We start from the raw sequence: 26741 nt of genomic DNA, 5'->3' as shown, positions 1-26741 counted from the left end.
TCGACTTGACGTCTACAAATGTTAGTCAATTGTAAAAATGAGGAGCTAAAGAAGTATAGTAAAGGAACGTATAATCCTGAATTGCTTGTTCCTAAAATTAAGAATAGATGGGAGCTTACTGACCTTCAATTCCGTATGGCATGTATGATTTCAGACCTTGCAATTAATGGACAAGGTGTGTTTAGTATTGCTCATAATACATTCGTAGAAATGTTCGAAGAAAGATTTAGAATGAAAATCAGTCTGTCTTCAGTAAGAAGGTTTTTTGGTCTGCTTCAGAATATTGGTATTCTCACGATCAATGCAGCTAAGAGGAAGAATAATAAACAAAGTGCAAATATTTACATAATTGAATCAATCGAACAGGAAATTACAAATGAACAACCAGATGAACACCCAGAAGAACAAGCATGTGAGCCTCTTTATGAGCAACATAATATAGCTTTAAAAAATACTTTAAACAAAGCCTCTAAAGAACCTCTAAAGCATGAATTTGTTAACAACATTGGTAACAAAGATACTCAAGAAGATAATGCTGATTTGTATCTAAAACAAAACAACATAGAACGAGTTCAAGATACATACGATGATGAAATCATATACAAGCTTACAAACGAATATCGTGCTAAAGGACTTAGCAAAGAAGTATGTCTTCGTGTTGTTGATGAAGTAATGCAAGTCAGACATACTATTGAAAACTTTCCAGCATACCTAGCAACATGCCTTAAGAACACGTTATACAAGAGTCAAGTTAAGCATGGTCTCATAAACCCTTATGAACGTATGAGAGAACGACTGAAAGGCACAGACATACCATACTTTGACTGGCTCAATGCTTCAGAAGAAGAATCTAAAGCTGAACTTGTAAGTCTTGATATATCTGATGAAGAACTACCATTTTAGGGGGAATGTAAATGAAAGCAGAACAAGTACTATCAATCATTAAGAATCTTGAGAACGAAGAAAGATGGAAGTTGCTCAGCTTACTTTATGACGAATACTACAATAAGTCTGATATTAAAATTGCTGATCTTGAGTATGATGATGAATAAATTTTTAAATCTTGCTTTACACTTTCATTTTGAACCGTATAATGACTTCAACTAAACTTTGGAGGTCATATCATGGAACAATTTGATTTAGAAGTAGAAATTGAAAAGTTAAGAAGAATACGAAGAGGAAGAGACTACTGCTTTAGTATCATGTACAGAAGAAAGCATGATGAAATATATCGTAAAGCTGTTTTAAAAGAAGAATCTCTTACAGAGAAATTTTCTGATATTCTAGAAAAAATTGGTTTCTTCGATGGTAAAGTTGGACCTCTTGACCTTAATTAGATCGGGCTTAATTGCTCGGTCTTTTGTCTTTTATTCCACAAAATATGCTCATAGCCTGAGATTATACTTAATAGCTCTTCAGAATAACCTTCAGAGGTCATACGTTGACTCCTGTTGGACTTTATAAGACTAGTTAATAGGTTTATAGGTACAAACTCCTCAGAAGTCATCATAAGAATCCAAATTGGGTATTCTTATGTATTTTCAGTCCAGATGATTAGTTATCAAGGAGCCAGTGAAAATAACGAAGAATATCCTGAACTCCATTTTTATTATAAAATCAATATTTTATTAATCAACTCAAAAAGGACCCAGTGGGTCCTCCTTTGGCTTCTTTAACTAAAGCACCCGTTACTTGAGGAATAATAATTGAATATAGTTATTAGTGTGGTATTGAATTAGTTGCAATATAAAAAGCCATAAATATACTAAAACAACCTAAAAGAATAAGAGTTGTATAAACAATATTTCTACCTATCTGTCCTATGAAATAGATGTTCACTAAAAAGTAATAGATAATAGCACTTCCACCAATAAATAGCAAAAATTCTTTAGTGTAATCACTTGAAGGGAGTGGATTTGTTACATTAGTTAATGCTAATCCACCAAAAATAAATATACCTATTATATTTAATAATTTTCTCTTACTTACTTCTTTTTTGGTAACAATTTCAACGCTTTGAGACATTTGAACATTGGGTTCCAAAATAACACCTCCGCATTATTAGATTTTAATAATTATACGGATTTTTCAAATAATAGTTTCATAAATCCTCTATTTTTGCTTATTAAACAATCCTGCCCTATCTGCCATAAGAATAAGTATTTCTTCTTGAAGAAATGCTCCCAATAGTTAAAACTCTTTTTTATTTATCATTATCTAAATCATCATCAAGAAAAGACTTTTTATCTCCCCTAATTCCATACTTTTTTTCAAGAAACTGACCAATTATTGAACTGTTTATACCCCTCCTTACAGCTGTTTCTATGACTATATAAAGAATAAATAATCCAACAATATAAAAAGCGATAGCTCCGAACAATCCAGCCATTAAAAAACCTCCCCAAAAAGAATCAATTATTGGTTATATTTTACCATACAACCGGAATACCTTTGTTCAATTAAACTGCCCGTTAGCTCAATAATGGTATAAAATTCTCATTTTATATTATGGTTCAAGAGCGAAGCTCTTGACCTGCATCGAGCGAAGCTCGATAGCATTAAGTATTTTATTAAAGGTACAAAAAAATCGTATTTCTTAATATTAGCAGTGACTATCTTTTTGTTCCAAAACAAATGAATTTAAAAAGTTTGCTCCGTTTAATTTACGTATTTCATTCAGCAGATATAGTGCATATGTGAGAGAAATAAATTATCCGGAGGAACAAACTATGGCATACTTATCTGAAAGATTTAATCAAAAAGATTTTAAACTGATGGAACCGGAATATAACTACTCTTTTTGGTCAGAACCAGACAGCGGAAAAACTTCTATGATTGCTAGTCACTTGATTCCATTGGCTGAACAAGAAGGAAAGTCAATATTATTTCTTTATCCAAGGTCATCCATTGGAGAACAAGTGAGAGTAAAGACAGAATTCATGTCTCATGTCATTGATTATTGTACGTATCAATCCTTAGAAGAGAAGTTAGAGAACGGTTTATTAATGAATCATTACGACTATATAGTTTGTGATGAAGCTCATTACTTTGTTGAAGATGCAGACTTTAATGATAATACAGAAACTTCGTTTGACTTTATAAATGAGGCAAGAAATTCAGTGATTATACTTCTAAGTGGAACTCCTGATCCATTACAATATGTTGAGTTCAAGAAGCCAGTTATTGTAATGTCTACTGTTGATTATTCCAATCATAATGTTGAAATTGTTTTTTTAACTCGCTCCACAAAAGCTATTGAAAATGAAATTAGAAGAAATTTAGATGACAGCCAACAAACTTTAGTATTTTCATCTTCTGCTACTTCAGCATACGAAATGTCTCAAAAGTTCATTGAACACAATCCATTCTTTATTTGTAGTAAAGGAAACAAGACTTTTAGAGACAAAAATGACGAAGATATTCGAGAACAAATTATCGAGCAAGAAAAGTCTAACAGACAAATTGGTTTTATGACAGCGGCTATGAATACTGGGATTAACTTCAATGAAGACATAAAAAATGTTGTTATCATTGGAACTCCGTCTTCAGTAGATATACGTCAGTCTGTTGCGAGAGTTCGAAAAGGTGAAGATAAAAGAAAAGTACGACTATATATTCAAGTTCCTTATGGACAAGCAATTAGAACAAAAGTTGAGTCTATGAAACGAGACTTAGAATTCTCCGACATAGGAATTTATGAATGGCAGAACAAGTACGGAAAAAGAAAAGTTCCAAGCTTTGTATGGCATGAGACTGATAAGAAAAATAAAGACTTAGCTCATATTAAAATAAACAAACTGAAACTAGCTAAACTTAAGTCCGATATATCTGACTTTGCTACAATGAGTGGAGATACGGTTGGAACGTACAAGAGAATTGTTGAAAAGTTTTATCCATACACTTATGTAAAAATGTTAAAAGAACATTCAGAATCGGTTGAAGAAGTTCTAGGAATAATTGAAGGAAAATTCCTTGTTCGTGAAGATCAAGATAAAATAAAAGAACTATTTAAGGAATCGGGTATTGTAAGTAGTTCTGGAACTGTAGGACCAAAAGTTGTTCGAGATTATTTGTATCAAAAGAATAATTATGTCCTTGAAGTTGGTTCAAAGAATATAGATGGAAAGAAACAAAGATATTGGCAATTTAATTCAATTTAAGGCAGCTATGGCTGTCTTATTTTTTTCTATTTTAATAAAAAGTTACCAATTCTCATTTACGTTTTAAAACGAACAGATATGATAATAAAAATAATTTCTTTTCGGAGGAAGCCAAAGATGTTCCAACTTATTGATAATTATGGCTTCGGCCAAAGAGTTGAATTTACTAAGACTCTTGGTAGCAAAGTCAAACAAGTCAGAGTTAAACCCATCAAACAAGAAGATAATGAGCATGTGAAAAGATTGAAAGAAAGTTGGAGAAATAGTACGAAATCTGTCTAGTAATTGCCTACAAAGTATAATAAATATAGAGAGATAAAAATATTGCTTTAAAAGCAAAATATACGTACATTATCTTTCATCTATATATATTAATAATAAGAGAGGCGAAGTGCGGAAACACTTACTCTCTGCTTCTAAGGATTTGATTTTTTTTATCCAGAGTTAGAACTAGGCTGTTCGATTTTTTAGCGTCATAAAAGACAGAGAACTAATTACTATTGTTTACTAGTTCATACTACGATTCGATAGATAGTTAGTTCTCACCTCCTCTTAAAATTAACATAAATTATCATATATTTTGTTGTTGGTCTTATCAGCCAACAATCTCCTCTTGTAGTTGAGGACACGAAGAATTAACCATTTGTAATGATACAGCCTTGTCAACTGTATCAACACCGAGACAGCCTTACGGTTGTCTTTTTTATTTTAAAATTTTGTTTGGAAGTCTTTGGCCATTCTTCCGACAGTTCATGGTTAAGATTGGTCGTATCTTCGGATGCGGCCATACTCTTTATTTTGCGATTTTTTAGATTTGCTTTGAAAGCAATTTTGAAAGGATGAAATAGATGACCAATAAAGCTCAATGGATTCAAAGTGAACGAATTTATAATCTGATAGAGTCTGATGGCAAAGTTCTTTTTACTGTTGAAGATCGAACTTGCAACGGAAATGTAGTAACAAAAGAAATTCTTGAGAAGTACGAAAAAGAGTACTTCGAAGAAAATCAGAAAGGAAGTTGATAGTCAATGGAAATGGAATTACGAGTAAACTCAGCACAGCTAACTAGCAACGAAGATGGTTCATTAAAAGTTTCTGGTTACGTCAATAAGACTGAGCAATTAAGTCATGTGCTTGGAGTTACAAAGAGGTTTAAAGAAAAGATTGCTAAAGGTGCTTTTGCTAGAGCAATTAAAAGTGCTGGAAGAGACATTGATTTCTTGTCAGAACATAAAGCAGATAAGATTCTTGCTTCAACTAGAAATGGAAGTCTGAATCTACGTGAAGACGAACAGGGTCTTTATATGGAAGCTACGATTACACCTACAAGCTGGGGTAAGGATGCTTTCGAGCTAATTAACTCTGGAATCTTCAGAAATATGAGCTTTGGTTTTCGTACCATCAAAGATTCATGGAAACAAATTGAATCAAATTTGTACGAACGAACAATTGATGAACTTGAGTTATATGAAGTTTCAGTTGTTAAAGACCCAGCTTACGCTCAATCAACAATAGCAGCTCGATCTATTGAATTGATTGAAGAACCTGAGATTCATGTTCAAGAAGAGGTTGAAGAAGAAGCTCGAGAGGTTCCTTTAGATACTCGTGAAGCAAGTCTTAAGCTTGATATTCAAAAGTCAGAAGGAACGATCCGTAGTCTTGAAAATATGTCTAAGCTTTCACCAGAAAACACAGGATTTGCATTTGCTTTAGAACGTGAAAAAGGAAAATTAGAAGGGCTTAAATCTGAGCTCGAAGATATAAAAAATCAAATGGAGGAAATCAAAATGACAAAACAAACTGAAGAACGTGCCTTACAAGGATTAGAATATAATGGTTCAATATTGGGTGAGCAAGTTGATGCAAAGATCATCAAAAAAGCAGAAAGCACTTCTCAATCATATTTAAAGGCTCGAAAGATTCCGTTTACTGGACACACAATGAAAATTGCTGTTGAGACTGAACTAGAAGATGCTGCTTTCGTAGATGAAGGGGAATTTGATTCACTTCCTGAAATTAGTCTTAAATTAGACAACTTCGGAACGCTGAAGAAAAAACGTGTCGGATTATCAATGAGTTTTTCTAAGCAACTGATGTATGATTCTGGAGCAGACCTATCAAGTTATGCAAAAGAGAAAATTGCTAAGCGAGTAGTCAAAGCTATTGAAAAGTCAATTTTCACTGGTACAGGAACTAATGGATTCAATGGAATTGTTCATGATAAGAATGTTCCAACTCGTGATTTTGGAACTGTGATTACCCCATCTCCTCTTCGAGAAATGCCTACAAAAGTCCATGAAGACTTTTTACCTAATAGTTCATGGTATATGAGCAGACCATTCTTTGAAAAAATTGCTCAACTTAAAGACTTAGAAGGGCAATTAGTTATGGAATATGTCGTAATTGATGGGAAAATTACTCCAACGCTACATGGCTTTCCGATTGAAGTAACTAATGCTTTAGATGCTGGAAATGATATTGGGCAATATCCTGTTGTATTTGGAAGTATGGAAGATGCTTATACTATTGGAGTTTCAAAGGAAGTTAACGTCCAACAGATTACAAATGATGCTGCTCATGCTTATCGTGGAACAGTTGGATTCGTTGCAGACTTCTATGGCGATGGACAAGTAACAAATCACAGTGCAATTGCTAAAGGCTACGTATTTGCGATTTAATATACCGCCTTATGTGGAATTCTTCACAATCTTTTAAGAGATCAGATATTTTTTTAACGGGTTCCGTTTCCTATCACAAAATCCGAAAATGCAGTCGAAAATACAACCCAATTTGTACTGCCTTTTGTAGATGTTTTTGCAATAAAAAATAAATGGGCTCAGTTCACACTGAGCCCATTTTTAAAATATCCATTTTTTGTTTCCTGTTGAAGTAAACCACCTTTTACTTTAAGTACAATAGTTCACATAGTATTTACAAGATGAAGAACATAGTCACGTTAATAACTACGATAGTTATAATTAAACCCAATAAAAATCTTTTACCAGTAAATTTCATGCTTCCGTTCTTTATTCCTTTAAATACTAAAATTGATATGAGTATTATGAGTAATATAATTGGAGTAGTAGTAGTAGTCATTATTTCACCTCTATTCCATAAACATCTTCCATTTTCCCGCTCTTATCTTTCTTTCATTAATAAATTTTAACATAAAAATACAATTCCTTCTTCACCATACCTGCTCCGTTAGTGTGAGTACATTTTTTAACAAACTTTATTTCATCTTAACATATATATCCAATTATAACTTGCTTTCTAAGCATTTATGGTAAGACAATTTGTATATCAAATTGTAGGTAAAATGGTAAGGGTACACCAGTCATTGTACCCCCTACAATTTAGGGTGCATTTTCCTATACAAATTTATATGTAATTTCCGCTCAAATGGCTTTACACCAATAAAAAGTGAGTGTCAATTTCCTATGTGAATTGGCACTCATTTTAACGTACATTTTTTATGTTTGTGATAGGAAACGGAACCCGTTAATATTTTTTCTGGTCTCTTTTTTACTTCAAATAATCGAAAAGGATTGATATAGAAGTGGGAAAAATACAAGGTATGAAATGTAAGGTATTTATTCATAAGGCAGGAACTTCAATGGTTCTCGCAGGACAACGAAATGCTACATTAAATCGTAGCGCTGAGACTATTGATGCGACAAGTAAGAGTTCAGAAGGAAACTGGAAAGAGAGTCTTCCTGGCTTTAAAGAGTTCAGTATTGATTGTGATGGAGCATTCGTTACCGATGATGGTGCTTACATTGTATTGGAAGAAGAATTTATAAATGGTAATACGGTAGATGTTTACTTAGAAATGCCAAATGGTTCAAAGTATTTTGGAAATGCAGTTATAACTGATCTGCCTTTGGAGTTTCCGTATGATGACCTTGCCACATATTCAGTTAGCTTACAAGGCAATGGAGCATTAACAGTAGCACCTGCAGGAACAGAGTTAGCATAACAGATATAAGAGCTAAGGCTAACTACCTTAGTTCTTACTTTTATATGAAAGGAATGATATGTATGAAAGAGAAGTTACATCACTTACAACATCTTAAAGATAGTATGGATAAAGATTTGTTTAAGTTAGCAGCAGCTTCAGTCTTAGTTAAGTACTTCTTAGAAGAGATGAACAATCAAGGTAAGAACATAGAGAGAACTAAGATGCTAGATAGAGTTAACTTATCATTAAGATCAATTGGTTGTTCTGAGGTTAGTTATGGATTTATGAGAGGTTGGTTATAAGTATGTAAGTATCCGCCTCTTTGATAGAAAAAAAACTCTCTCAATCTCATAATAACTGTGGGAGGGGCTCTTTTGGTGATCGTCCTATTTGACCATATTTGTGTTGAAAGTAAAAAGGCCATACTAGACAAGTATGACCAGAAAATTTTTGTTTCTATTTAAAAAATTTTTTGAAGAAACTTTGTTTATTTTCAGACTTATGAGTTCTCTCTTGAATCATCTTATAGTCCAGATGAGCTTGCTAAGTTGATTTCAAAAGAATTTGAAGGACAGTAAAGCCTAATAGAGACTAACAATCTTGGTTAGGCTACTTATTTTTTTGCTCGTTTTGGTCAAGCAATATTGCTTATACATTCTCAATTCATTATATTTACATCTTTAATTATTCTTTTATACTACTTAATTTAGGGTTTATTAATGGTAGAATATAACTATATATATTTTTCTTTAGTGGAGGTAAAGATGGATAAATTAAAACCTATATTTGACCAGTTGTTTGCACAGAAGGTTCCTAAGGAAATACTAAAGAAATCACACTATGATGTGTTCGAAAAAATGGCAAATGCCACTGAGTTAGATACTGTTCTGCCTGCAAAAGAGCAATTACGTTTATTGTTTGGTAAAAGTGGGGCTCCGTTTTCAAGTACCATTGGAATTCACCCAGACTTCGAGGATTTATTAGAAACAGAATCTCGGAATCAGTACGTTTGTTCTTTATTTTTAGATATATCCGGTTCAACTAAATTAGGTCTAAAATTTCCATTGTCAACGGTTCGTTTTTATAAAAATGCTATCTTAAAGTCAGCTATTGAAATTTTCCAGGTATTTGATGGTCATATCCACCGATTACAAGGGGATGCAGTTTTTGCTTATTTTGGTCATAAGGATATGAAAAAATCAGATGCAATTATTAATGCTTTGAATGCTGCTTCTTTAATGCAATCTTATAATAAATATACATTAAGTGATTTTTTTATAAAAAATGACTTAGAGCCTTTGCGGATTAGAATAGGCATTGATATCGGTGATGATCATCAAGTTTTATGGTCCTCGTATGGTTTGGGCGAAATCACGGAAGTAACTTCTACTAGTATTCATACAGATTTGGCAGCCAAGCTTCAGGCGAAAGCCCCGAGAAATAACATCTTAATTGGTGAGAATGTTTTTTCATTTTTGGATTTGCCAGATGAATTTATAAAAGTTAAAACCTTTATTAAGGATGGGGAAAAGCAGGAGGATAAATATGTCTTAAATGATACTCATTTAAAAGCATATTATCAGATGAGAATTTTTGATTGGGAAAAATATCTAAATTCATTCTCTTTTCTACCTAAGGAACAGGCGACTAGATTTAAATCTCCAGATGATTTTGAAATTATATCTCAAGTATCAGAGGATTTAGAAACCATTATTCCATTAAAAAGTAATTCCAGAACCATTCAAAAGGAGGCGGGATTAGGATTTAAATTAGTCCTAAAGAGAGCCTTAATACAATTAAAACCTAGCCGAATTGAATGGAAAGTAATAAATAGAGGCAAGGAAGCAAGCGAATCGGAGAGTGGATTAACTTTTTATATGGATAAATTTAAAAATAAATACACTTGTGAGCAAAGTACTGCATACAATGGACATCATTATATGGAATGTTCATTGTATGATTCACAAGGAACATTAATTGGACAAGATAGGTTTGGTATTTTTGTTAATGATGAAATGAATGTAATCAAAGAGCTAGGAATTACTGAACAGTCAGAATTAATTAGTAATAAAAAAGGATAAACATTTTGGTTTATCCCTTTTTTAATTAGCTAAAAAACCAGCTAACAGTTTCAATAATAGCCCCTGCAGTTAAAAATTTAAAACCAAGTTTTAAATTTTTATACTTTGTTAAACAGACATCAGCAAGGCTGTAATTTTGTTTTGCCATATCATTAATCAATTGTTTATCGCTTAAGGAATTTAAACGATTTAAATATTCTCGGCTATTTTCGAAGGAGCCAATTCCACCCCAGGACATATAAGCAGTTGTACCAGTAGGATAATTTGGCCAGAGTATCCTCAGAATGAATATAAAGCAAGCCACAAGTAAAGGAATTAAACCAATCAATAAGCTATACTCCCAAAAATTCAAACCACTAAATCCATTTTCTTTAGCTATTTTTCCAAAGAAACCCAACATCAATAATGTTACACTTAATGCAACTCCAGCTTTTGCATCTGCAAATTTAATATAATCACCTATATACACTAAATTGTGCTTGTGATAATCATATAAGCGGTCGCGATCGTCTTTTGATGAAAAATTCATTTAATTACTTCACTCCATACCAGAATTCGATTAATTTATCACCTCTACAAAGATCATCAGGCATCCATTCGCGTTGATAATTTTCATCATACCATTTTTTTTCTATAATAGGTTTGCATTGATCATCCATACCTATATAGTACCCGCCAGATTTTACTTGTTTTTCTAATTTGTGTGCAACATTAACTGCATGACCTATTGAAATAATTTCCTCGTGTCGAGCATTTCCAAATTTAGTTACTATTGTATCTTCTCCATAGGTAAGAGTAAATCTATACTGACTTTTGTTCATTTTCTTTTTGTCACGAAGAAACCAATCCATTTCCTTTATTGCTTTATAAGCTCTTATTATAGCAGTTTCCTTAGTGATATTAGTCGCTGGAAAGTGCATGCTTATTCCATCACCGGGAAATTTTTCTATAATTCCATCATGCATATATATGATATTACTTAAACCTCTAAATAAATCTTGAGAATCAGCGGCGTAATTTAATGCACCATTATTTCGAATACTTAGAGATGAACCTGCTAAGTCAAAAACAGCAGTCGCAGCAGGTAAAGCTGCAGCTAACCCAATCATCCCATTTGGTAAATCAGTAATAGAGAATTGTTCATGTAGTACTTCTGTAGCATTTAAACTCTTTATGATTTTTTCTTCAGTCAATGCCTCCTTGTTAGGTAGGTTAACTATTCTTAGTTTTGTCATGATAATTTACACCACCCATTAGTAATATGAAACTATAAATCTAAAGTTCTAATTATAATATATCAATATTTTACAGGTTTGGTAATATTCTAACGAATATTAAATATCAATTTTATATATTTAAAACAAAAAAACCCAGGGTTTTAGCCCTGGGTCCAAAAACGTTACTTACCCGTCTTTGTAATGTAACAAGAAACATTTACGCCCTCTCCAGTAGTATGTCTGATTTCGCCTTGCTTAAGATTAAAAACCAAATCCGAGCATCGGGTACTTTCCTCAGCTAAAGGAATTTTTGAAACAATGATATTTGCAGTCACAATGACCACTAGGGCGATTAATAAGATAAAACTAAAATTCTTGAAATTTTTCATATGTACACCTCGTTGAAAAAAAAACGAAACACCTACGCCTACCCCGAAGGTAACCCACCTCGCGCACCCTTTTGGGTCTTTGCCCGCTTGCTTTAGCACCACATGTTTCTTTTCACTTTGGTAATACATATGTTTCGGGGAGTTTCCTCCCCCAATATATTAATATCATAAAATCTTAAAAGGGTAAATAGATTTTTTTACTAATTCATTTTTCATTTGTTATCCAATCAATTGCATATATGTGGGGGCTAGTTTTTAAATTATGCTAATCTAATGAATAGAGATTCAACTATTTTGGAGGAATGAATGATGACTAGAAAATCAAATGAAGAAAATTATATGATGGTAAAAATATTTCAGAAGACTAACAATCTTATTGGTATGACAATTTATTCTGATCACTTGGACAAACCGAAAATGACTGGAATAGAACATAGCGATCAATATCATGGAAATCAAATGAAAAGAACTCATAACAAACTTTTCAGTTTTTTGAAAACAATACTTGAAGGTGAAGGGAGATGGAAAGACATAACTCCTGTTCTCGGTAAGAAAAAGAAAATTATCAAAAATGAAGAATTCGATACTAACATGAAGTATGGCTTCATTTATATAACTACTAATCTAATCAATGGAAAACAATACATTGGAAAGCACACAGTTTTTGGTGATGATTACCTTGGAAGTGGAACAGTTTTTAAGAAAGCAATTGAAAAATACGGAAGTGAAAACTTTGTAAGAGAAGATATAGCTTTTGGATATTCTCACGAACAACTTTGTGATTTGGAAAAATTTTACATCGACCAATTCAAAGCAGTACAAGATCCAAACTTCTACAACTGTGTTCCTGGTGGAAATGAAATGTATGAAGAAGAAGCTATATAAAAATATGGACTTGTCTCCGGATGAGGTTTTTTAGCATAAAATCTAAATTTTATAATACAAAAAACCTTGATTTCGATTTCAAGGTTTTTTGATTAAATCGTTTATAAACCATAACGGACTTTTTTCTCTTTAATTGTATTTTGTTTAATTTCGTCAATATACTTATTGACGCACCATTCTGAGCAAAACTTTTCACCATGAATCTCCTTGTGCCAATTTTGTGCCATCCAATATCCTTCATTAGTTTTAGTTGAAATTTCTTTTAAACAATTAACACATTCAATAGTATAATGCCTTTTTAAATCTTTTCTAAAATACTTTTTAATTGCTGGACCTTGATTAAATTCAGAAAAAGAATAATCAACATCATTTTTTATTTGGTCCAAAGTTCGCTCTTTATATTCTTTATCACTTATATTTGGATATGAAGTCGTTAGTCCTGCTATTAACTCTTCAACTTCTTTAAGGGTAAGCTCTTCATTTAATCCGTTAAATGCTCTTAAACCTCCGCTCTCTTCATCTTTATAAAAATTATAATAGGCTTGTCTTTTTCTTGTTAAATCCTTTTCAGTAAAAAACCTTTTGCTCATTTTCTATTTCCCTTCAGTTTATTAAATTTGATAGCTTCATTTTACACTTTTTATTTTGTTGATATAAGAGTAGCGAGGTGGTTATCTTGTATCCGACTAAAGAGAAGTTAATTAAACATTTATCAAACAAAATGACAAATCAGGACATCGCAAAGGTTTATGGAATAAATTTCCAGAAGATACAACAGCTTATAAAGAACTACGAACTTAAGCCTGACGAACTTAGAAAAGTCGATAAACAAACAGTTTACTGTCATCTTCTAGGTAATGAAGTCGTTTATGTTGGAAGTGGGTTTTGGTATAGGTGTAGAAGGTATACTAATAGAAGGAATTCGGAACATAGAAGACTAATGGAGGAAGGACTGGTAGGTTATAAAATTGTAGCTGAATTTGACACCGTTCAGGATGCAAGACATTATGAAAGAGTCCTTATTAAGAAGTATAAACAAATGGGACAAGCGAAATTTAACAAACAAACTTCTTGACTATTCAGACAAGTATAAGCATAATAGTAAGTAATCGTATGCGTCGGTTTTAGTTAAAATTTAATGAACTGTTGATATAACTGTATCGGTGGGGTGTCGTAAGAGAGTCTTGACTCAAAATCGTGTTCCTTCTGGAGTGTCGGTTCGACCCCGACCACCGGTATCTGAAAAAAAGGTTTCCTTAATAGGAAGCCTTTTTTTGTTGTTAATTTATATCCCTGCTGATTTTGAAGGACATTAATCATCCATACAGCCATTTTTCTGATTATCACCAATTGTTTCAATGCGGAGTTCCGAACGGTTCAGAGGGTGGTTTTGAAATAGAGTTCTGAACTGTTCGGAAGCTTCCTATGCTACAAGATAAACCAAGTTTGAATTAATGAAGCAAGTAATGGATATGGTGTAGCTCCAAAGTAGATAACTCTTTATTAGCAAACGAGAATGAAAGAGTTAAAGCATAGGATAGAAACTACATCTTCTCAAAATTAAAAGAAGTTGCGTCAAACCATAGGATAGAAATTACATCTTCATCAAAATTAAAAGAAGTTGCGTCAAAGTATAGGATAGAGACCACATCTTCACTAAAAACCCAAAGAAGCTGCATCAAAGTACAGGATAGAGACCACTTCTTCACTAAAAATCCAAAGAAGCTGCATCAAAGTATAGGATAGTAACCACATCTTCACTAAAAACCAAAAGAAGGTACGTCAAAGGATAGGATAGTAACCACATCTTCATTAAAATCCAAAAGAAGCTGCATCAAAGCATAGAAACCAGGTCTCCACTAAAAACCAAAAGAAGGGCAGCTTCAAAGCATAGAATAAATACAAGGTAGCCTACTCTCTATACCTCAAGGGAATTTGAATACTTTGACCAAAATACATTTCAAAAAGGTTCATAATAGGATGTCTTACCAAATCCATTGATCTGATATTGCTTAGATAAGATTTTTTGAGTGGATCTTTTTGAGTTTAGAATATTACAAAACATATGAATAGACTTGGTTGTTATTTTTTCTTCAGGGAATAGTATTTTATATTCTTCAACACTCCTCAATATAGCAAATTCGGTTTTCTCAATTGATCCGCAGCCGCATTTTAAATTGTTTTTATTTAATAAAGACATAAACAAGCCACAAGAAGTACATTTAACCCCCTTTTCTAATTCTTCAAAAGTATACTTAAAATGCCTGCCATAAGGAATATCTTTCATATGAAGCGACATTAGCTTTTCCGCCAGCATAAAATGATTTTTAGTTGCCGGCTGGGATTTCATTTTCAATGTGTCTAAAAAGCGATTAAGCTGCGCTGGAAATATAGCAGGAAGATACATTGCGGCCTGATACAAATGAAATTCGGGGTTAATAAAAATAAGAAGAGCCTTAAGTGGGGTTTTTACTCTCAATTCATGCAGAAGTCTTCTCAGGAGTGATTCACTTCGCTGCAGCTGCAGAAGGGGGTTTTTCACTTCGTTTTTTGATGGTGCTGTATACCATCTGTCTTGATCGATATAGAAGTCTCCTTCATAATTCTTGACTTCAAAAATATAAATACAGTCTCCAGTGATTAATAGTGAATCTATTTGGAAAAGGGTGTTACTGTAATCGAACAATAAATCATTAAGAATAATCCATTCCTCAGACGATTGTTCCAGCAGTTGATCAAATTGCTGCTCACCTGAAAAACCTTTTTCTAAATTAAGAAAGTAGCTGTAATCTTTAGGGGAAAGCCGCATTCTTCCCTGTAAACAGCGAAGCAGCTTTAATTCCTCTGGTTCATACCGAAGTTTTACTATCATAATTCACATCCCTATATTCAAGATAGCTTCATTCTATGCAATGTTTTCCATTAACACAAGTTATACCCTTTGAAAAAGTCAAAATATTGCACCATTTAGTCAATTCAGTCACCTATATAGGCAAACGCTTTCAAATATAATGTAGGAAAGTGTTTGCAAGAAGATAGGGGGCGGTGAAGAGAATTGGAGACAAAGGTTGAGATCGGGGAACCGGCAATTAAGTCAGAGATTAAAACAGTTTCCAGGAAAAAAGCAAATTTGAAAAAGATTTTAACATACCTTGCTTTTGTAGGGCCTGCATTAATTTTTTTCCTGGTGATACAGATCATTCCTTTCCTGATGGGGATTTATTATTCGTTTACGTCCTGGAATGGCGTTAGTTCTGTGGTTGAGTGGGTTGGGCTTGAAAACTATATAAAGATTTTTAAGAGTGATCCTAAGTTTTTTGATTCCTTTATTTTTACTACTAAATTTATGTTAGCTTCGGTTATTATTAGTAATTTACTAGGATTTGGACTTGCATTATTATTGAACGCAGCCTTGAAGTCCAGGAATTTATTGAGGACTGTGTTTTTCATTCCGAATGTTATCGGGGGATTATTGCTTGGGTTCATCTGGCAGTTTATTTTTGTAAAAGGGTTTGCTGCTATCGGTAATCTAACGGATCTTTCAGTTTTTAAGCTTCCATGGCTTGGAGATGAGACAACAGCATTCTGGGGCATTGTAATTGTGTTTGCCTGGCAGATCAGCGGATATATGATGGTTATTTATATTGCAGCACTGCAGGGGGTTGATCAGACACTGCTTGAGGCAGCAAGAATCGATGGAGCATCAAGCTGGACACTGCTGACAAAAATAATCATTCCGCTTATTTTACCGGCATTTACGATTTGTTTCTTCTTAACGATATCAATGGCATTTAAGATTTTTGACCTGAATATTTCACTGACAGGCGGCGGGCCATTTAACTCGACACAATCGGTTGCGATTAACATTTATCAAGAGGCATTCCAGAATAACCGGTATGGTCTTGGTACCGCAAAATCGATTTTATTCTTCCTTGTGGTAGCTATTTTTACAACGGTTCAGGTGATGATGACGAAGAAAAGGGAGGTTGAGGCATAATGAATCCCAGATATACGAAGGTTACGCTGCTGCTGGAGATCATCGGAATTCTATTAGGAATCATATTCCTCATTCCTTTTTACTTCGTGTTCATTAATTCTGTAAAGGGTTTTGCAGATATCCTGATTGATGCTGCAGCATGGCCGCAGGAATTTTTATTCTCCAATTATCTGAAGGTATGGGATATCATTAATTTCCCTCGGGCCTTCTGGAATTCGCTTATAATAACGGTAATCAGCAATATTGGACTGGTTGTCATCAGTTCTATGGCTGCCTGGAAGATGGTTAGGACTCCGGGGAAATTCAGCAAAATCCTGTTTGTTTTATTTGTATCTGCGATGGTTATTCCATTCCAGACCGTTATGATTCCTCTGATGAAACTCGGTGGCACGCTGAATCTGACAAACAGCATACCTGGTCTCATCATTATGTACTTTGGCTTTGGTGTACCATTATCACTTTTCCTTTATCACGGTTTTATTAAAACAGTTCCAATCGAGATCGAAGAGTCGGCCCGAATTGATGGGTGCAGCCAGTTTGGCGTCTTTTGGAGAATTGTTTTTCCGCTTCTGAAGCCAATAACTGTAACGGTTGTCATTCTAAATACATTGTGGATCTGGAATGACTATCTGCTGCCGCTTCTGGTGCTTCAGGATGCAGAGCTTAGAACGATTCCTTTGGCCACAAGCTCATTCTTCGCACAATATACAAAGCAGTGGGATATGGGACTGGCTGCCCTTGTGATGGGCATTACACCGGTCATCATTTTCTTCCTGTTCCTGCAGAAGCATATTATAAAAGGCATTGCACAAGGATCCATTAAGTAATGGTAGAGACTTTTACATCCAAAGAGGCTGTGAAAGTTTATATAAAATTATTCAGGGGGGAAACAAAATGAAACGCTTTGCTCTATTACTGCTGTCATTGATTCTGATGGCCGGCATTATGGCGGGCTGTTCTTCTTCCAGCTCTTCAGGGGATGAAAAGCCAAAGGATGATTCAAAAAATGGTGATGAAGTGGTAACACTGAACATGTTCCAATTTAAAGTGGAGATTGCCGATCAGCTTCAGGAAATGATTGGCGAATTCGAAAAAGAGCATCCAAATATTAAAATTAAGCTTGAGTCTGTCGGAGGCGGAGCTGATTATGGTGCCGCATTAAAAGCGAAGTTTGCTTCCGGAGAACAGCCTGACATTTTTAATAATGGCGGATTTAAGGAACTGGAGCTTTGGAAAGAGCATCTTGCTGACCTTTCAAATGAGCCGTGGGCAGAGCATGTACTTCCAATTGGAAAGGTGCCAACGACCGATACAGATGGCAAGCTTTATGGAATGCCGGTAAACCTGGAAGGATACGGGTTTATTTATAACAAGGATTTATTTAAAGAAGCGGGAATTACTGAACCGCCTAATACGATTTCTGAATTGAAGGATGCTGCTAAAAAGCTCAAAGATAAAGGAATTACCCCTTTCTCTGCCGGTTACGGTGAGTGGTGGGTCATTGGGCAGCATTTGTTAAACATTCCATTTGCACAGCAGGAGGATCCTGTTGCATTTATTGAAGGCTTATACAGCGGATCTGAAAAGTTAACCGGCAATGATAAATTTAAAGAATTCAAAGAAGTTCTTGATACTGAAATTAACTTCGGAAATGACAATCCGTTAACAACTGATTACAATACGCAAGTCACACTATTTGCTTCCGGCAAAACAGCTATGCTTCAGCAGGGGAACTGGACAGAGAACATGATTCTTGAAATTGACCCTGACATTAATATGGGATTCCTCCCGATTCCTCTGACTGATGATGAAGCTAAGGCAGACCGTTTACCGGTAGGCGTGCCGAACAACTGGGTTCTTAACAAAAACTCTGAGCATCTTGAAGAAGCCAAGTTATTCCTTAACTGGATGGTTTCATCTGAAACAGGCAAACGTTATATCACAGAAGAGTTTGCTTTCATTCCAGCCTTTGACAATATTGAGCCAACAGGTTTAGGGCCACTTGGAAAGCATATTCTTGAGTATTCTAAGGAAGAGAAAACGATTCCTTGGACATGGTTCAGATGGCCGGATGGTGCAAATAAAGAGTTTGCAGCAACAATCCAGGAATATGCTGCCGGAAAGATTGATTATGATACGGTTGTTGAACGCTTCCAGGCATCCTGGGATAACTTGAAATAAATTTTGGTGAAACGGGAAGCATGTCTGCAAAAGATATGCTTTCTGTTTTCTATTTTTATCGCAGTCTAACGNNGTCGTTTGATCGAAGCGCTAGCGGAGATCTTAGCGACACTAGAACGCGACTAACAATCAGTGGGGGATAAGGAAAAACCCCACTGATTGAAGTTTCACTTTATAATCCGGAAAATCCCATAGAAAAAAGGCATCCCCAAAAAGGGAAGTTGCTTTATACTATTGTAAAAGAGATAGCAGCGGGGGATGTAAATGTTCAAAAGGAGCATTAGGAATAAACTGATTGTTCTATTAATGGTTGCCACAATCGTTCCATTTGGGGCGTCCATTATCATCACTTACTACCATACAGCCGAATCCTTGAAGGACCAGGCCATTAAAGAAAATAGCAACCTATTATATCAAGGAAAAGTGAACCTGGAGGGGTACATAAATGAACTGGATGGGCTGACACTATCTCTCTACAATAATCCAGGTTTTATAAACTTTTTAAAAGATCCGAGGAAGGAAAATAATTACCAGGCTGTCGAAGCTGTAAGAAATGTAATTTCGACCATATTGTATGCTGAGGAAAATATCAAACGGGTTAATATTGCAGTTGCAAAGGAAGATCGGCTCATAACAGCGAGCCGCCGCTCTACTGTTGTTTTTTCAAAGAGGCTGACAAATGCCAATCAGGAATATTACGAAAAAGCGGAAGAAAGTCCAAACAATATGTTTCTTGAGCCGGTCCATAAGATAAAGGATCCTGATGAAAAGAAGCCTGAGAATGTAATTACGCTTCACCGGTCTTTAATCAATATTCCAGCGGATGATCTATTGGCCTATATATCATTGGAGTTTTCACCGGATCAAATAACCAATATCAGCCGCAATCTTTATTCGGGGGAAAATGAAGAATTTTATATTATATCTCCTGAAGGTGACATGATCTACCGTTCAACGGATGAAGCTGATAACGGAGATAAAACACCTGAGTGGATTGATTGGGTGATAGGGGCAAATAAAGAAAATGGCACGGCTGAATGGGAGGAAGATACATTCAGCGGTGTAATGATATACGATCAATTATCGAAAAATTCAGGCGGCTGGTATCTTGTTAAGCGAGTCCCATATACCACTTTATATGAAAGTGCATTCAGTGTGGCGAAAATCAATATCATGTTTGGCGTAATCGGGCTGTGCCTGGTTATTCTCGCCACGTTATTTATTTCTGTCAGAATTACCTCTCCCATCAGAATTCTCCTCAAAAATATCGATCAGGTTGAAAAGGGAAATCTTGATGTCCGTTTTAAATCTTTCGGTAATGATGAGATTGGTCATCTCGGGGATCGATTCAGGCAAATGATCGATAAAATTAATGATCTGATTAATCGGGAGTATAAGCTTCAGCTTGAAAACAAGACAAATCAGCTTAAGGTTCTGCAGTCACAGGTTAATCCGCATTTTTTATACAATGCATTGCAGTCAATTGGAACTGCGGCCTTGAAAAATCAGGGCCCGCAAATTTATTCTTCTGTTACCCGCCTTTCAAAAATCATGAGGTACAGCATGAATATGGAGGAGGGGATGGTTCCTCTTCAAAAAGAGATTGACCATACCAAGGCCTACCTTCTGCTCCAAAAGGAACGATTTGGTGATCAGCTTCAGTTTAATTTTCAGCTTGATGATGAAGCATTGGGGTTCCCTGTCCCGAAAATGATATTACAGCCTTTAGTGGAGAATTACTTTAAACACGGCTTTGATGCACGCGAAAAAACTGGAGAGGTTAAAATAACCTGCAGACAGGATGAATTTTACCTGGATCTTCTTATTGAGGATAATGGCACAGGCGTTTCTGAGAGCAGGCTGGAGGAAATCCGGATGCATTTGATGAATGACTGGATAGGGCAAAATGGTGAGTCAATGAATATCGGACTGAAGAATGTTTATGTCCGGTTAAAACTTTATTATGGCAGACGGGCTTACCTGCAGCTTAAGAACTTGGAGCAGGGCGGGCTGCTGGTTTCTATTAAACTTCCAAAAAGGATGGAAGGTGGAAAAGATGAAAGCAATTATTGTGGATGATGAACAGCATGTGCGGGAAGGTTTAATGCTTCTTGGAGATTGGAGCCGTTTTGGGATTGACACGATCATGGAGGCGGCAGATGGAAATGAGGCCATAAAGCTGATTAAAGAGCATCGCCCGGAAATCATATTCACAGATATGAGCATGCCAAAGAGAGATGGCATAAGCCTTTTAAAATGGATACATTCTTCAGATCTATCCAGCAAGACGATTGTTGTCAGCGGATATGATGATTTCGACTATATGAGGAATGCCATCTGTTATAAAAGCTTTGATTATATCTTGAAGCCTATCGATCCGGACATTTTGAATGAAATCCTGGAAAAAGCCATTAATGAATGGAAGCAGCAAAATTCTCCAGTAGAATGCCATCAGGAGCAAAACAGGGAAATGAATGTGATCCAGCAAATAGAACAGTTTCTGCTGGAAAGCTATAACAAAGATATTAATCTGCAGGAAATTGCAGATAGATTTTATTTAAGCAGGGAGTACATCTCCAGGAAGTTTAAACAGGAATATCAGGCTACTATTACAGACTTTATAACGAATGTCCGAATGAACAAGGCCAAGGAACTTCTGCAGAACCATAAACTGAAAATCTATGAAATTGCTTTTCAGGTTGGCTATCAGGATGAAAAGTATTTTAGCAAAGTCTTTAAAAAGACTGAGGGAATTTCCCCAAATGAATATAGAAGTATGAATTAAGAAGGAGGAAGATCCATGATTAACGTGCTTGTCTGGAATGAGAATCGCCATGAGCAGAAGGATGAAAAGGTAAGGGCAGTCTATCCTGATGGTATCCATGGTGCCATTGCGGATTTTTTAAGTGGAGAAGATTTTAAGGTGAAAACAGCGACATTGGATGAGTCCGAACATGGACTCAGTGATGCTGTTCTACAGGAAACAGATGTTTTAGTCTGGTGGGGGCACCTGGCGCATGGGGAAGTTGAGGATGCAATCGTCGAAAAAGTAAAACAAAGAGTACTCGATGGAATGGGGCTGATTGTCCTTCATTCCGGCCATTTTTCTAAAATTTTTAAAGTGCTGATGGGAACTTCCTGTGATTTAAAGTGGAGAGAAGCGGATGAAAAGGAACGAATTTGGATTGTAGACCCGAGCCATCCGATTGCAGAAGGACTTGGAGAATATATTGAACTGGAAAAAGAAGAGATGTATGGAGAACATTTTGATATCCCTGCACCGGATGAGCTTGTAATGGTGAGCTGGTTTGAAGGCGGTGAGGTTTTCCGGAGCGGCTGCACATACAAGCGGGGAAAAGGAAAAATCTTTTATTTCCGTCCGGGACATGAAACGTATCCAACCTATTATCATAAGGACGTCCAGCAGGTTATTAAAAATGCTGTTAAATGGGCGAAGCCGGCTGATCTTCCGGTACCGGTCTATGGAAATGCGGAGCCGCTTGAGAGTATCAGTGTGAAACATGAAGGAGTGGAGAATTAAGATGAAAAAACTCAAGATTGGGATCATTGGATGCGGAAGTATAGCCAGGCATCGGCATATGCCTGAATATCATGCAAGCAGCGGGGCTGTCATTGCAGCAGTATGTGATATTAATGAAGGGCGTGCAAAAGGATTTGCAGATCTTTACGAGGTGAAGGCGTACACCGATTATAGGGAATTGTTGGATGACACGGATATAGATGCAGTGAGTGTCTGCACCCCGAATTATCTGCATGCTCCAATTTCAGTTGCAGCATTGAACGCGGGCAAGCATGTTTTATGTGAAAAGCCAATGGCCACTTCTATGGAAGAGGCGCAGGATATGATAGAAGCGGCCCATAAAAATGGAAAGAAATTAATGATTGCTCATAATCAGCGCTTTGTTCCATCTCATAAAAAAGCAAAGGAGTTGATTTCAAGGGGGGAAGCGGGAAAAATCTACAGTTTCCGGACTGCTTTTGGACATGGCGGGCCGGAGGGATGGAGTGCAGATGGCAAAGAAAGCTGGTTCTTCAAAAAGGATCAGGCTTTTATTGGCGCGATGGGTGACCTTGGTGTCCATAAGACTGACCTCTTGCGTTACCTGCTGGGAGAAGAGTTTGCTGAGGTCGGAGCATTTGTCGAAACAAGTGCCAAAGCCGGTGCTGATGTCGATGATACAGCCGTATGCGTTTTGAAAACGGAAAGCGGTGTGATCGGTACATTGGCTGCAAGCTGGTCTTACGTATCTAAAGAAGACAATTCTACAATTATTTATGGTGAGAAAGCTATTTTGAGACTCGAGGATGATCCGGTGAACTCTCTCATTGTTCAGTATGCAAACGGTGAAACAGTGAAGTACGAGCTCGGCGGAATCCAGACAAATGAAGAAGGCGGGCAAAAGAGTTCAGGGGTCATTGACCACTTCATTGAAAGTATTTTAAATGAACAGGAGCCTGCCATCTCCGGTTCCGAGGGAATGAAGTCGCTCCAAGTGATTCTTGCTGCCCTGGAGTCCAGCGAAACAAAGCAGATTGTAAGAATTAATTGAGGTGCATCCATGAAAAAACTTCGGATCGGAATTATCGGTGCTGGCGGAATTGCCCAATCCCGGCATATTCCCGTTTTAATGAAATTATCGGAAAGTGCTTCCATAACAGCTATCTGCGATGTGAATGAGGATACTGCACAGCTGGCTGCAAAGAAGTTTGGAATCAGCAGCGCTTTTACAGATTATAAAGAAGTATTCAATGAAACAGATGCCGTGGTTATTTGTACACCGAATAAGTTTCATGCTGAAATTACTGCTGCTGCGCTGGAGGCCGGGCTGCATGTTTTGTGTGAGAAGCCGATGGCCATGACGGCGGAAGAATGCAGGAAAATGATTGAGGCAAGAGACAGGTCCGGGAAGGTATTGGCCATTGCTTATCACTACCGGTTTATGAAAGAGGCACAGGCTGCCAAAAAACTCATTTCAGAAAATGAAATTGGCACTCCGTTTGCAGCCCGGGCAAGAGCGATGAGAAGAAGAAAGGTGCCGGGCTGGGGTGTTTTTACCAATAAGGAACTCCAGGGCGGAGGAAGCTTGATTGATTATGGCTGCCATTTGCTTGACCTCTCGCTTTGGCTTTTGGGAAACCCGGCTGAAACGGAGGTATCCGGTACAGCTTACAATACATTAAGCAAAATGCCTGATCAGGTGAATCTATGGGGCAGTTTTGACCATCAATCCTTTGAAGTAGATGATCATGTGACAGCTTACATAAAATTTGCGAATGGCGCTTCCCTTCTTTTTGAGACTTCCTGGTCTGCCAATATTGAACAGGATGATGAAAGCCTCAGTCTTTCAGGGCAGTATGGAGGAATTGATTTATTTCCCTTCAGTTTAAATCAATCCAAACATGGAATGCTCCTGAATACACGTTCTGAATGGCTCCCGGGAGAAGATGACTATGCTTTAAAGCAGGCACGGAACTTTATTAACAGCTGTTTGGGCAGCGAAGAATTTATGGTTAAAGCAGAAGAAGCACTGCAGACAACCAGGATTATTGATGCGATTTACAGTAGCAGCAATCGAGAAATTTAAGAGAAGCCAGGAGGGGATTTTGTGAAGCTCGGCGTATTTACCGTATTATTTGCTGAGAAAAATTTTGAAGATATGCTCGATCATGTGAAAGCTGCAGGACTTAAGGCTGTTGAAATCGGAACGGGAGTCTATCCCGGTAACGCTCACTGCAGCCTGCAGGAGCTTTTGGAAAGCAATGAACTCCGGGATGATTACCTTAACAAGGTTTTGTCGAGGGGGCTAGAAATCAGCGCATTCAGCTGTCATGGCAATCCGATCTCACCTGATAAAGCATTTGCAAAGGAGTCAGACCGTGTATTATACGACACGATTAAGTTAGCCAGCTTAATGAATGTTCCGGTTGTTAACTGTTTTTCCGGCACTGCAGGTGACGGGGATGGAGCAAAGCATCCGAATTGGCCGGTCGCACCGTGGCCGAATGAGTATGGAGAAGTGCTGAAATGGCAATGGGAGGAGAAGCTCATTCCTTACTGGAAGAAAGCAGGACAATTTGCCAAAGACCATAATGTGAAAATTGGTCTCGAACTGCATGGAGGATTTCTAGTGCACACTCCTTACACGCTTTTAAAATTAAGGGAAGAAACATGTGACGCCATTGGGGCCAATCTGGATCCAAGCCATTTATGGTGGCAGGGCATCGACCCTGTGGCAGCAATCAAGATACTGGGAAGAGAAAATGCCATTCATCATTTTCATGCAAAAGATACCTATATTGACCAGGAAAATGTGAATATGTACGGGTTAACGGATATGCAGCCGTATGGCAATGTGCAGACCAGGGCGTGGACATTCAGGTCAGTCGGGTGCGGACACAGCCTGCAGGAATGGTCTGATATGATGAGCGCTTTGCGCACATTTGGTTATGACTATGTTGTCAGCATCGAGCACGAAGATCCGCTTATGTCGATTGAAGAAGGATTTACAAGAGCAGTAAGGAACCTAAAATCCATCTTAATCGAAGAGCAGCCTTCGGAAATGTGGTGGGTATAAAATAGGGAGGGGAAATAGCCCCTCTCTGTTTTTTCGACAAATTTCTCAAAAAGGGTTGACCATTTACGCTGATTTTAGTACTATTAAATAGTTGATTCGACAAAATGTATATTCATATTTGCATTTATGATTGAATATACATTCACAAACGCGGGTCTAGTTTAGTGGTAAAACCTCAGCCACGAGCAATACATCCATGAATCATCAGCGAGTTGCCTCGACGCATAGGCTTCCTTGAATAATCTTTCAGAGGAAGAGGCATGCAAGAACGGGAACGAAATCAGTAATCTGTAACTTTATATAAACGCGGGTGTAGTTTAGTGGTAAAACCTCAGCCTTCCAAGCTGATGATGAGGGTTCGATTCCCTTCACCCGCTCCATACATAGCCAACGCAGTGTTTCGTTCAAAAAGAACGAGGTATTGCGTTTTTTCATGTTCTTTGGCTATTAAATAAAAAAATCGGGCGGCATCCGCAGATTCCACTCGATTTCTATAGAAGTGACTAACATTCAATGACCTTAAAGCTTCCTTCTCCGCCATGCACTTGAGTATACATGTGCATTAATGACTCTGTCATTTTTTCAGCCTTATCCGTTTCCAAAGAGGGGCGCAAATAAACAATTTGAACGGCATTGTTAGTCTGTTCGGTGACAGCTGTCCTTTCAGAGTCCACAAACGGACTGCCAAATGGCCCTTCCGCATCTTCACTGATTATTAAATTGGCAAGCGAATTGGACCTTCCGTTTAAGCCGTTATATTCTTCGCCTTCTTTGCCTAACCTGATAGTCAGATGGCCTGAAAGCTTATCAGCATCATATACGCCGATCGGTATTTGGTATTCCAGGGAAAAGAAATTGTTAATATCGATGGAGCTGTTGACCGGCTGCAGATAATTTTGTTTTTTAATTCTTCTGTAAAGTGCTTCTGCAGAATGGCGGTAGCGGTTTGGATCCTTGCCTGCCGTTTTGAAGATCTGCCGCCATTCTTTGATCCCTTCAAATTCTGTAACACTCTTGTCCTCTAAGTCAAAATAAATAGATTCCTGAAATAATTGGAGTCTGCCCTTTACCATTTGAGGAGATTGTCCGACTTCGATATTTTTATATGTAATAAATCCGACTTTAAAATGGGGCAATAATTTGCACAGCTCTGGAGCTATCATAATTTCCAAGCTTTCCACCTCCAAAATTACTTTAAAATAGTTTATCATAATAAGCGGTGATTCAATAAATTAAAGACTTTCATATAAATTAAATTCTCCGCGAAAGGAGGT

Annotated in this window: 27 protein-coding genes and 1 tRNA gene; 21 read left to right on the top strand and 7 right to left on the bottom strand. The window is 36.7% G+C overall.

Annotated features, from left to right (window positions below):
* Window positions 1–18: 18 nt before the first annotated feature.
* From CE058_RS16895 to CE058_RS16890, 3 genes are all read left to right on the top strand, one after another.
* A complete protein-coding gene (locus CE058_RS16895; protein ID WP_163144255.1) occupies window positions 19–903 on the top strand; it encodes a hypothetical protein in 885 nt (294 codons plus the stop codon).
* Window positions 904–914: 11 nt separating this feature from the next.
* Complete coding sequence (locus CE058_RS24820; protein ID WP_204260550.1) at window positions 915–1052, top strand: hypothetical protein; 138 nt, start codon at window positions 915–917, stop codon at window positions 1050–1052.
* A 72-nt stretch (window positions 1053–1124) separates the two neighbouring features.
* The gene (locus CE058_RS16890) at window positions 1125–1337 is read left to right on the top strand and encodes a hypothetical protein (protein ID WP_163144253.1); all 213 of its coding nucleotides are present in this window, start codon (window positions 1125–1127) and stop codon (window positions 1335–1337) included.
* 382 nt (window positions 1338–1719) lie between these two features.
* On the opposite strand, the gene CE058_RS16885 is transcribed toward CE058_RS16890, so the two are convergent.
* Both CE058_RS16885 and CE058_RS16880 read right to left on the bottom strand, forming a co-directional pair.
* Complete coding sequence (locus CE058_RS16885) at window positions 1720–2043, bottom strand: hypothetical protein (protein WP_286168040.1); 324 nt, start codon at window positions 2041–2043, stop codon at window positions 1720–1722.
* A gap of 160 nt (window positions 2044–2203) precedes the next feature.
* Entirely contained in the window at window positions 2204–2389 is a 186-nt protein-coding gene (locus tag CE058_RS16880; protein ID WP_163144251.1) for a hypothetical protein, read from the bottom strand.
* A gap of 340 nt (window positions 2390–2729) precedes the next feature.
* On the opposite strand from CE058_RS16880, the gene CE058_RS16875 reads away from it, so the two are divergent.
* From CE058_RS16875 to CE058_RS16850, 6 genes are all read left to right on the top strand, one after another.
* Complete coding sequence (locus CE058_RS16875; protein ID WP_163144249.1) at window positions 2730–4160, top strand: DEAD/DEAH box helicase; 1431 nt, start codon at window positions 2730–2732, stop codon at window positions 4158–4160.
* An 848-nt stretch (window positions 4161–5008) separates the two neighbouring features.
* Window positions 5009–5182, top strand: coding sequence for a hypothetical protein (locus CE058_RS16870; RefSeq protein ID WP_163144247.1), 174 nt, complete (start codon window positions 5009–5011; stop codon window positions 5180–5182).
* A 6-nt stretch (window positions 5183–5188) separates the two neighbouring features.
* Complete coding sequence (locus CE058_RS16865) at window positions 5189–6838, top strand: phage major capsid protein (protein WP_163144245.1); 1650 nt, start codon at window positions 5189–5191, stop codon at window positions 6836–6838.
* Window positions 6839–7719: 881 nt separating this feature from the next.
* Window positions 7720–8139, top strand: coding sequence for a phage major tail protein, TP901-1 family (locus CE058_RS16860; protein ID WP_163144243.1), 420 nt, complete (start codon window positions 7720–7722; stop codon window positions 8137–8139).
* Between the two features lie 62 nt (window positions 8140–8201).
* The gene (locus CE058_RS16855; RefSeq protein WP_163144242.1) at window positions 8202–8423 is read left to right on the top strand and encodes a hypothetical protein; all 222 of its coding nucleotides are present in this window, start codon (window positions 8202–8204) and stop codon (window positions 8421–8423) included.
* Window positions 8424–8885: 462 nt separating this feature from the next.
* Window positions 8886–10202, top strand: coding sequence for an adenylate/guanylate cyclase domain-containing protein (locus CE058_RS16850; protein ID WP_163144240.1), 1317 nt, complete (start codon window positions 8886–8888; stop codon window positions 10200–10202).
* Between the two features lie 25 nt (window positions 10203–10227).
* Here the strand turns inward: CE058_RS16850 and CE058_RS16845 are convergent, their stop codons facing one another.
* Together CE058_RS16845 and CE058_RS16840 are read right to left on the bottom strand one after the other, a co-directional pair.
* Complete coding sequence (locus CE058_RS16845; protein WP_163144238.1) at window positions 10228–10731, bottom strand: Pycsar system effector family protein; 504 nt, start codon at window positions 10729–10731, stop codon at window positions 10228–10230.
* A 4-nt stretch (window positions 10732–10735) separates the two neighbouring features.
* On the bottom strand, window positions 10736–11437 hold the full coding sequence (locus CE058_RS16840; protein ID WP_163144236.1) for a hypothetical protein: 702 nt from the start codon (window positions 11435–11437) through the stop codon (window positions 10736–10738).
* Window positions 11438–12114: 677 nt separating this feature from the next.
* Here CE058_RS16840 and CE058_RS24815 point away from each other — a divergent pair.
* Window positions 12115–12693 carry a GIY-YIG nuclease family protein gene (locus CE058_RS24815; RefSeq protein WP_204260549.1) on the top strand — a complete coding sequence of 193 codons (579 nt, stop codon included), beginning with the start codon at window positions 12115–12117 and terminating at the stop codon, window positions 12691–12693.
* A gap of 101 nt (window positions 12694–12794) precedes the next feature.
* Here the strand turns inward: CE058_RS24815 and CE058_RS16830 are convergent, their stop codons facing one another.
* Window positions 12795–13283 (bottom strand): hypothetical protein, encoded by a 489-nt coding sequence (locus CE058_RS16830; protein ID WP_163144235.1) that lies wholly within the window; start codon window positions 13281–13283, stop codon window positions 12795–12797.
* Window positions 13284–13369: 86 nt separating this feature from the next.
* Here CE058_RS16830 and CE058_RS16825 point away from each other — a divergent pair, with 86 nt between their 5' ends.
* Window positions 13370–13768 carry a hypothetical protein gene (locus CE058_RS16825; protein WP_163144233.1) on the top strand — a complete coding sequence of 133 codons (399 nt, stop codon included), beginning with the start codon at window positions 13370–13372 and terminating at the stop codon, window positions 13766–13768.
* Between the two features lie 885 nt (window positions 13769–14653).
* Here the strand turns inward: CE058_RS16825 and CE058_RS16820 are convergent.
* Window positions 14654–15502 carry a nuclease-related domain-containing protein gene (locus CE058_RS16820; RefSeq protein ID WP_286168039.1) on the bottom strand — a complete coding sequence of 283 codons (849 nt, stop codon included), beginning with the start codon at window positions 15500–15502 and terminating at the stop codon, window positions 14654–14656.
* A gap of 246 nt (window positions 15503–15748) precedes the next feature.
* On the opposite strand from CE058_RS16820, the gene CE058_RS16815 reads away from it, so the two are divergent.
* From CE058_RS16815 to CE058_RS16770, 10 genes are all read left to right on the top strand, one after another.
* Window positions 15749–16690 carry a carbohydrate ABC transporter permease gene (locus tag CE058_RS16815; RefSeq protein ID WP_163144228.1) on the top strand — a complete coding sequence of 314 codons (942 nt, stop codon included), beginning with the start codon at window positions 15749–15751 and terminating at the stop codon, window positions 16688–16690.
* Window positions 16690–17517, top strand: a complete 828-nt coding sequence (locus tag CE058_RS16810; protein ID WP_048012034.1) for a carbohydrate ABC transporter permease — start codon at window positions 16690–16692, stop codon at window positions 17515–17517. Before CE058_RS16815 ends, CE058_RS16810 begins: the two co-directional genes overlap by 1 nt.
* A gap of 67 nt (window positions 17518–17584) precedes the next feature.
* Complete coding sequence (locus CE058_RS16805) at window positions 17585–18871, top strand: ABC transporter substrate-binding protein (protein WP_163144226.1); 1287 nt, start codon at window positions 17585–17587, stop codon at window positions 18869–18871.
* 264 nt (window positions 18872–19135) lie between these two features.
* The gene (locus CE058_RS16800) at window positions 19136–20950 is read left to right on the top strand and encodes a sensor histidine kinase (RefSeq protein ID WP_163144224.1); all 1815 of its coding nucleotides are present in this window, start codon (window positions 19136–19138) and stop codon (window positions 20948–20950) included.
* Complete coding sequence (locus CE058_RS16795) at window positions 20928–21656, top strand: response regulator transcription factor (protein WP_163144222.1); 729 nt, start codon at window positions 20928–20930, stop codon at window positions 21654–21656. The genes CE058_RS16800 and CE058_RS16795 overlap by 23 nt, the downstream gene beginning before the upstream one ends.
* 15 nt (window positions 21657–21671) lie before the next feature.
* A complete protein-coding gene (locus CE058_RS16790) occupies window positions 21672–22412 on the top strand; it encodes a ThuA domain-containing protein (protein WP_048011715.1) in 741 nt (246 codons plus the stop codon).
* A 1-nt stretch (window position 22413) separates the two neighbouring features.
* Window positions 22414–23442 carry a Gfo/Idh/MocA family protein gene (locus CE058_RS16785; protein WP_048011716.1) on the top strand — a complete coding sequence of 343 codons (1029 nt, stop codon included), beginning with the start codon at window positions 22414–22416 and terminating at the stop codon, window positions 23440–23442.
* 9 nt (window positions 23443–23451) lie between these two features.
* A complete protein-coding gene (locus tag CE058_RS16780) occupies window positions 23452–24477 on the top strand; it encodes a Gfo/Idh/MocA family protein (protein ID WP_163144220.1) in 1026 nt (341 codons plus the stop codon).
* A gap of 21 nt (window positions 24478–24498) precedes the next feature.
* On the top strand, window positions 24499–25467 hold the full coding sequence (locus tag CE058_RS16775; protein WP_048011718.1) for a sugar phosphate isomerase/epimerase family protein: 969 nt from the start codon (window positions 24499–24501) through the stop codon (window positions 25465–25467).
* Between the two features lie 306 nt (window positions 25468–25773).
* Window positions 25774–25847 (top strand) — tRNA-Gly (locus CE058_RS16770).
* 123 nt (window positions 25848–25970) lie between these two features.
* On the opposite strand, the gene CE058_RS16765 is transcribed toward CE058_RS16770, so the two are convergent.
* Window positions 25971–26639 (bottom strand): B3/B4 domain-containing protein, encoded by a 669-nt coding sequence (locus tag CE058_RS16765; protein ID WP_163144218.1) that lies wholly within the window; start codon window positions 26637–26639, stop codon window positions 25971–25973.
* Window positions 26640–26741: the final 102 nt, after the last annotated feature.

It is taken from the genome of Bacillus sp. 22-7 (genome assembly GCF_010628845.1).
Taxonomy (GTDB): domain Bacteria; phylum Bacillota; class Bacilli; order Bacillales; family Cytobacillaceae; genus Cytobacillus; species Cytobacillus firmus_B.
Note: the sequence above shows the minus strand (reverse complement) of the source record. Positions and strands in the feature narration are given on the sequence as shown.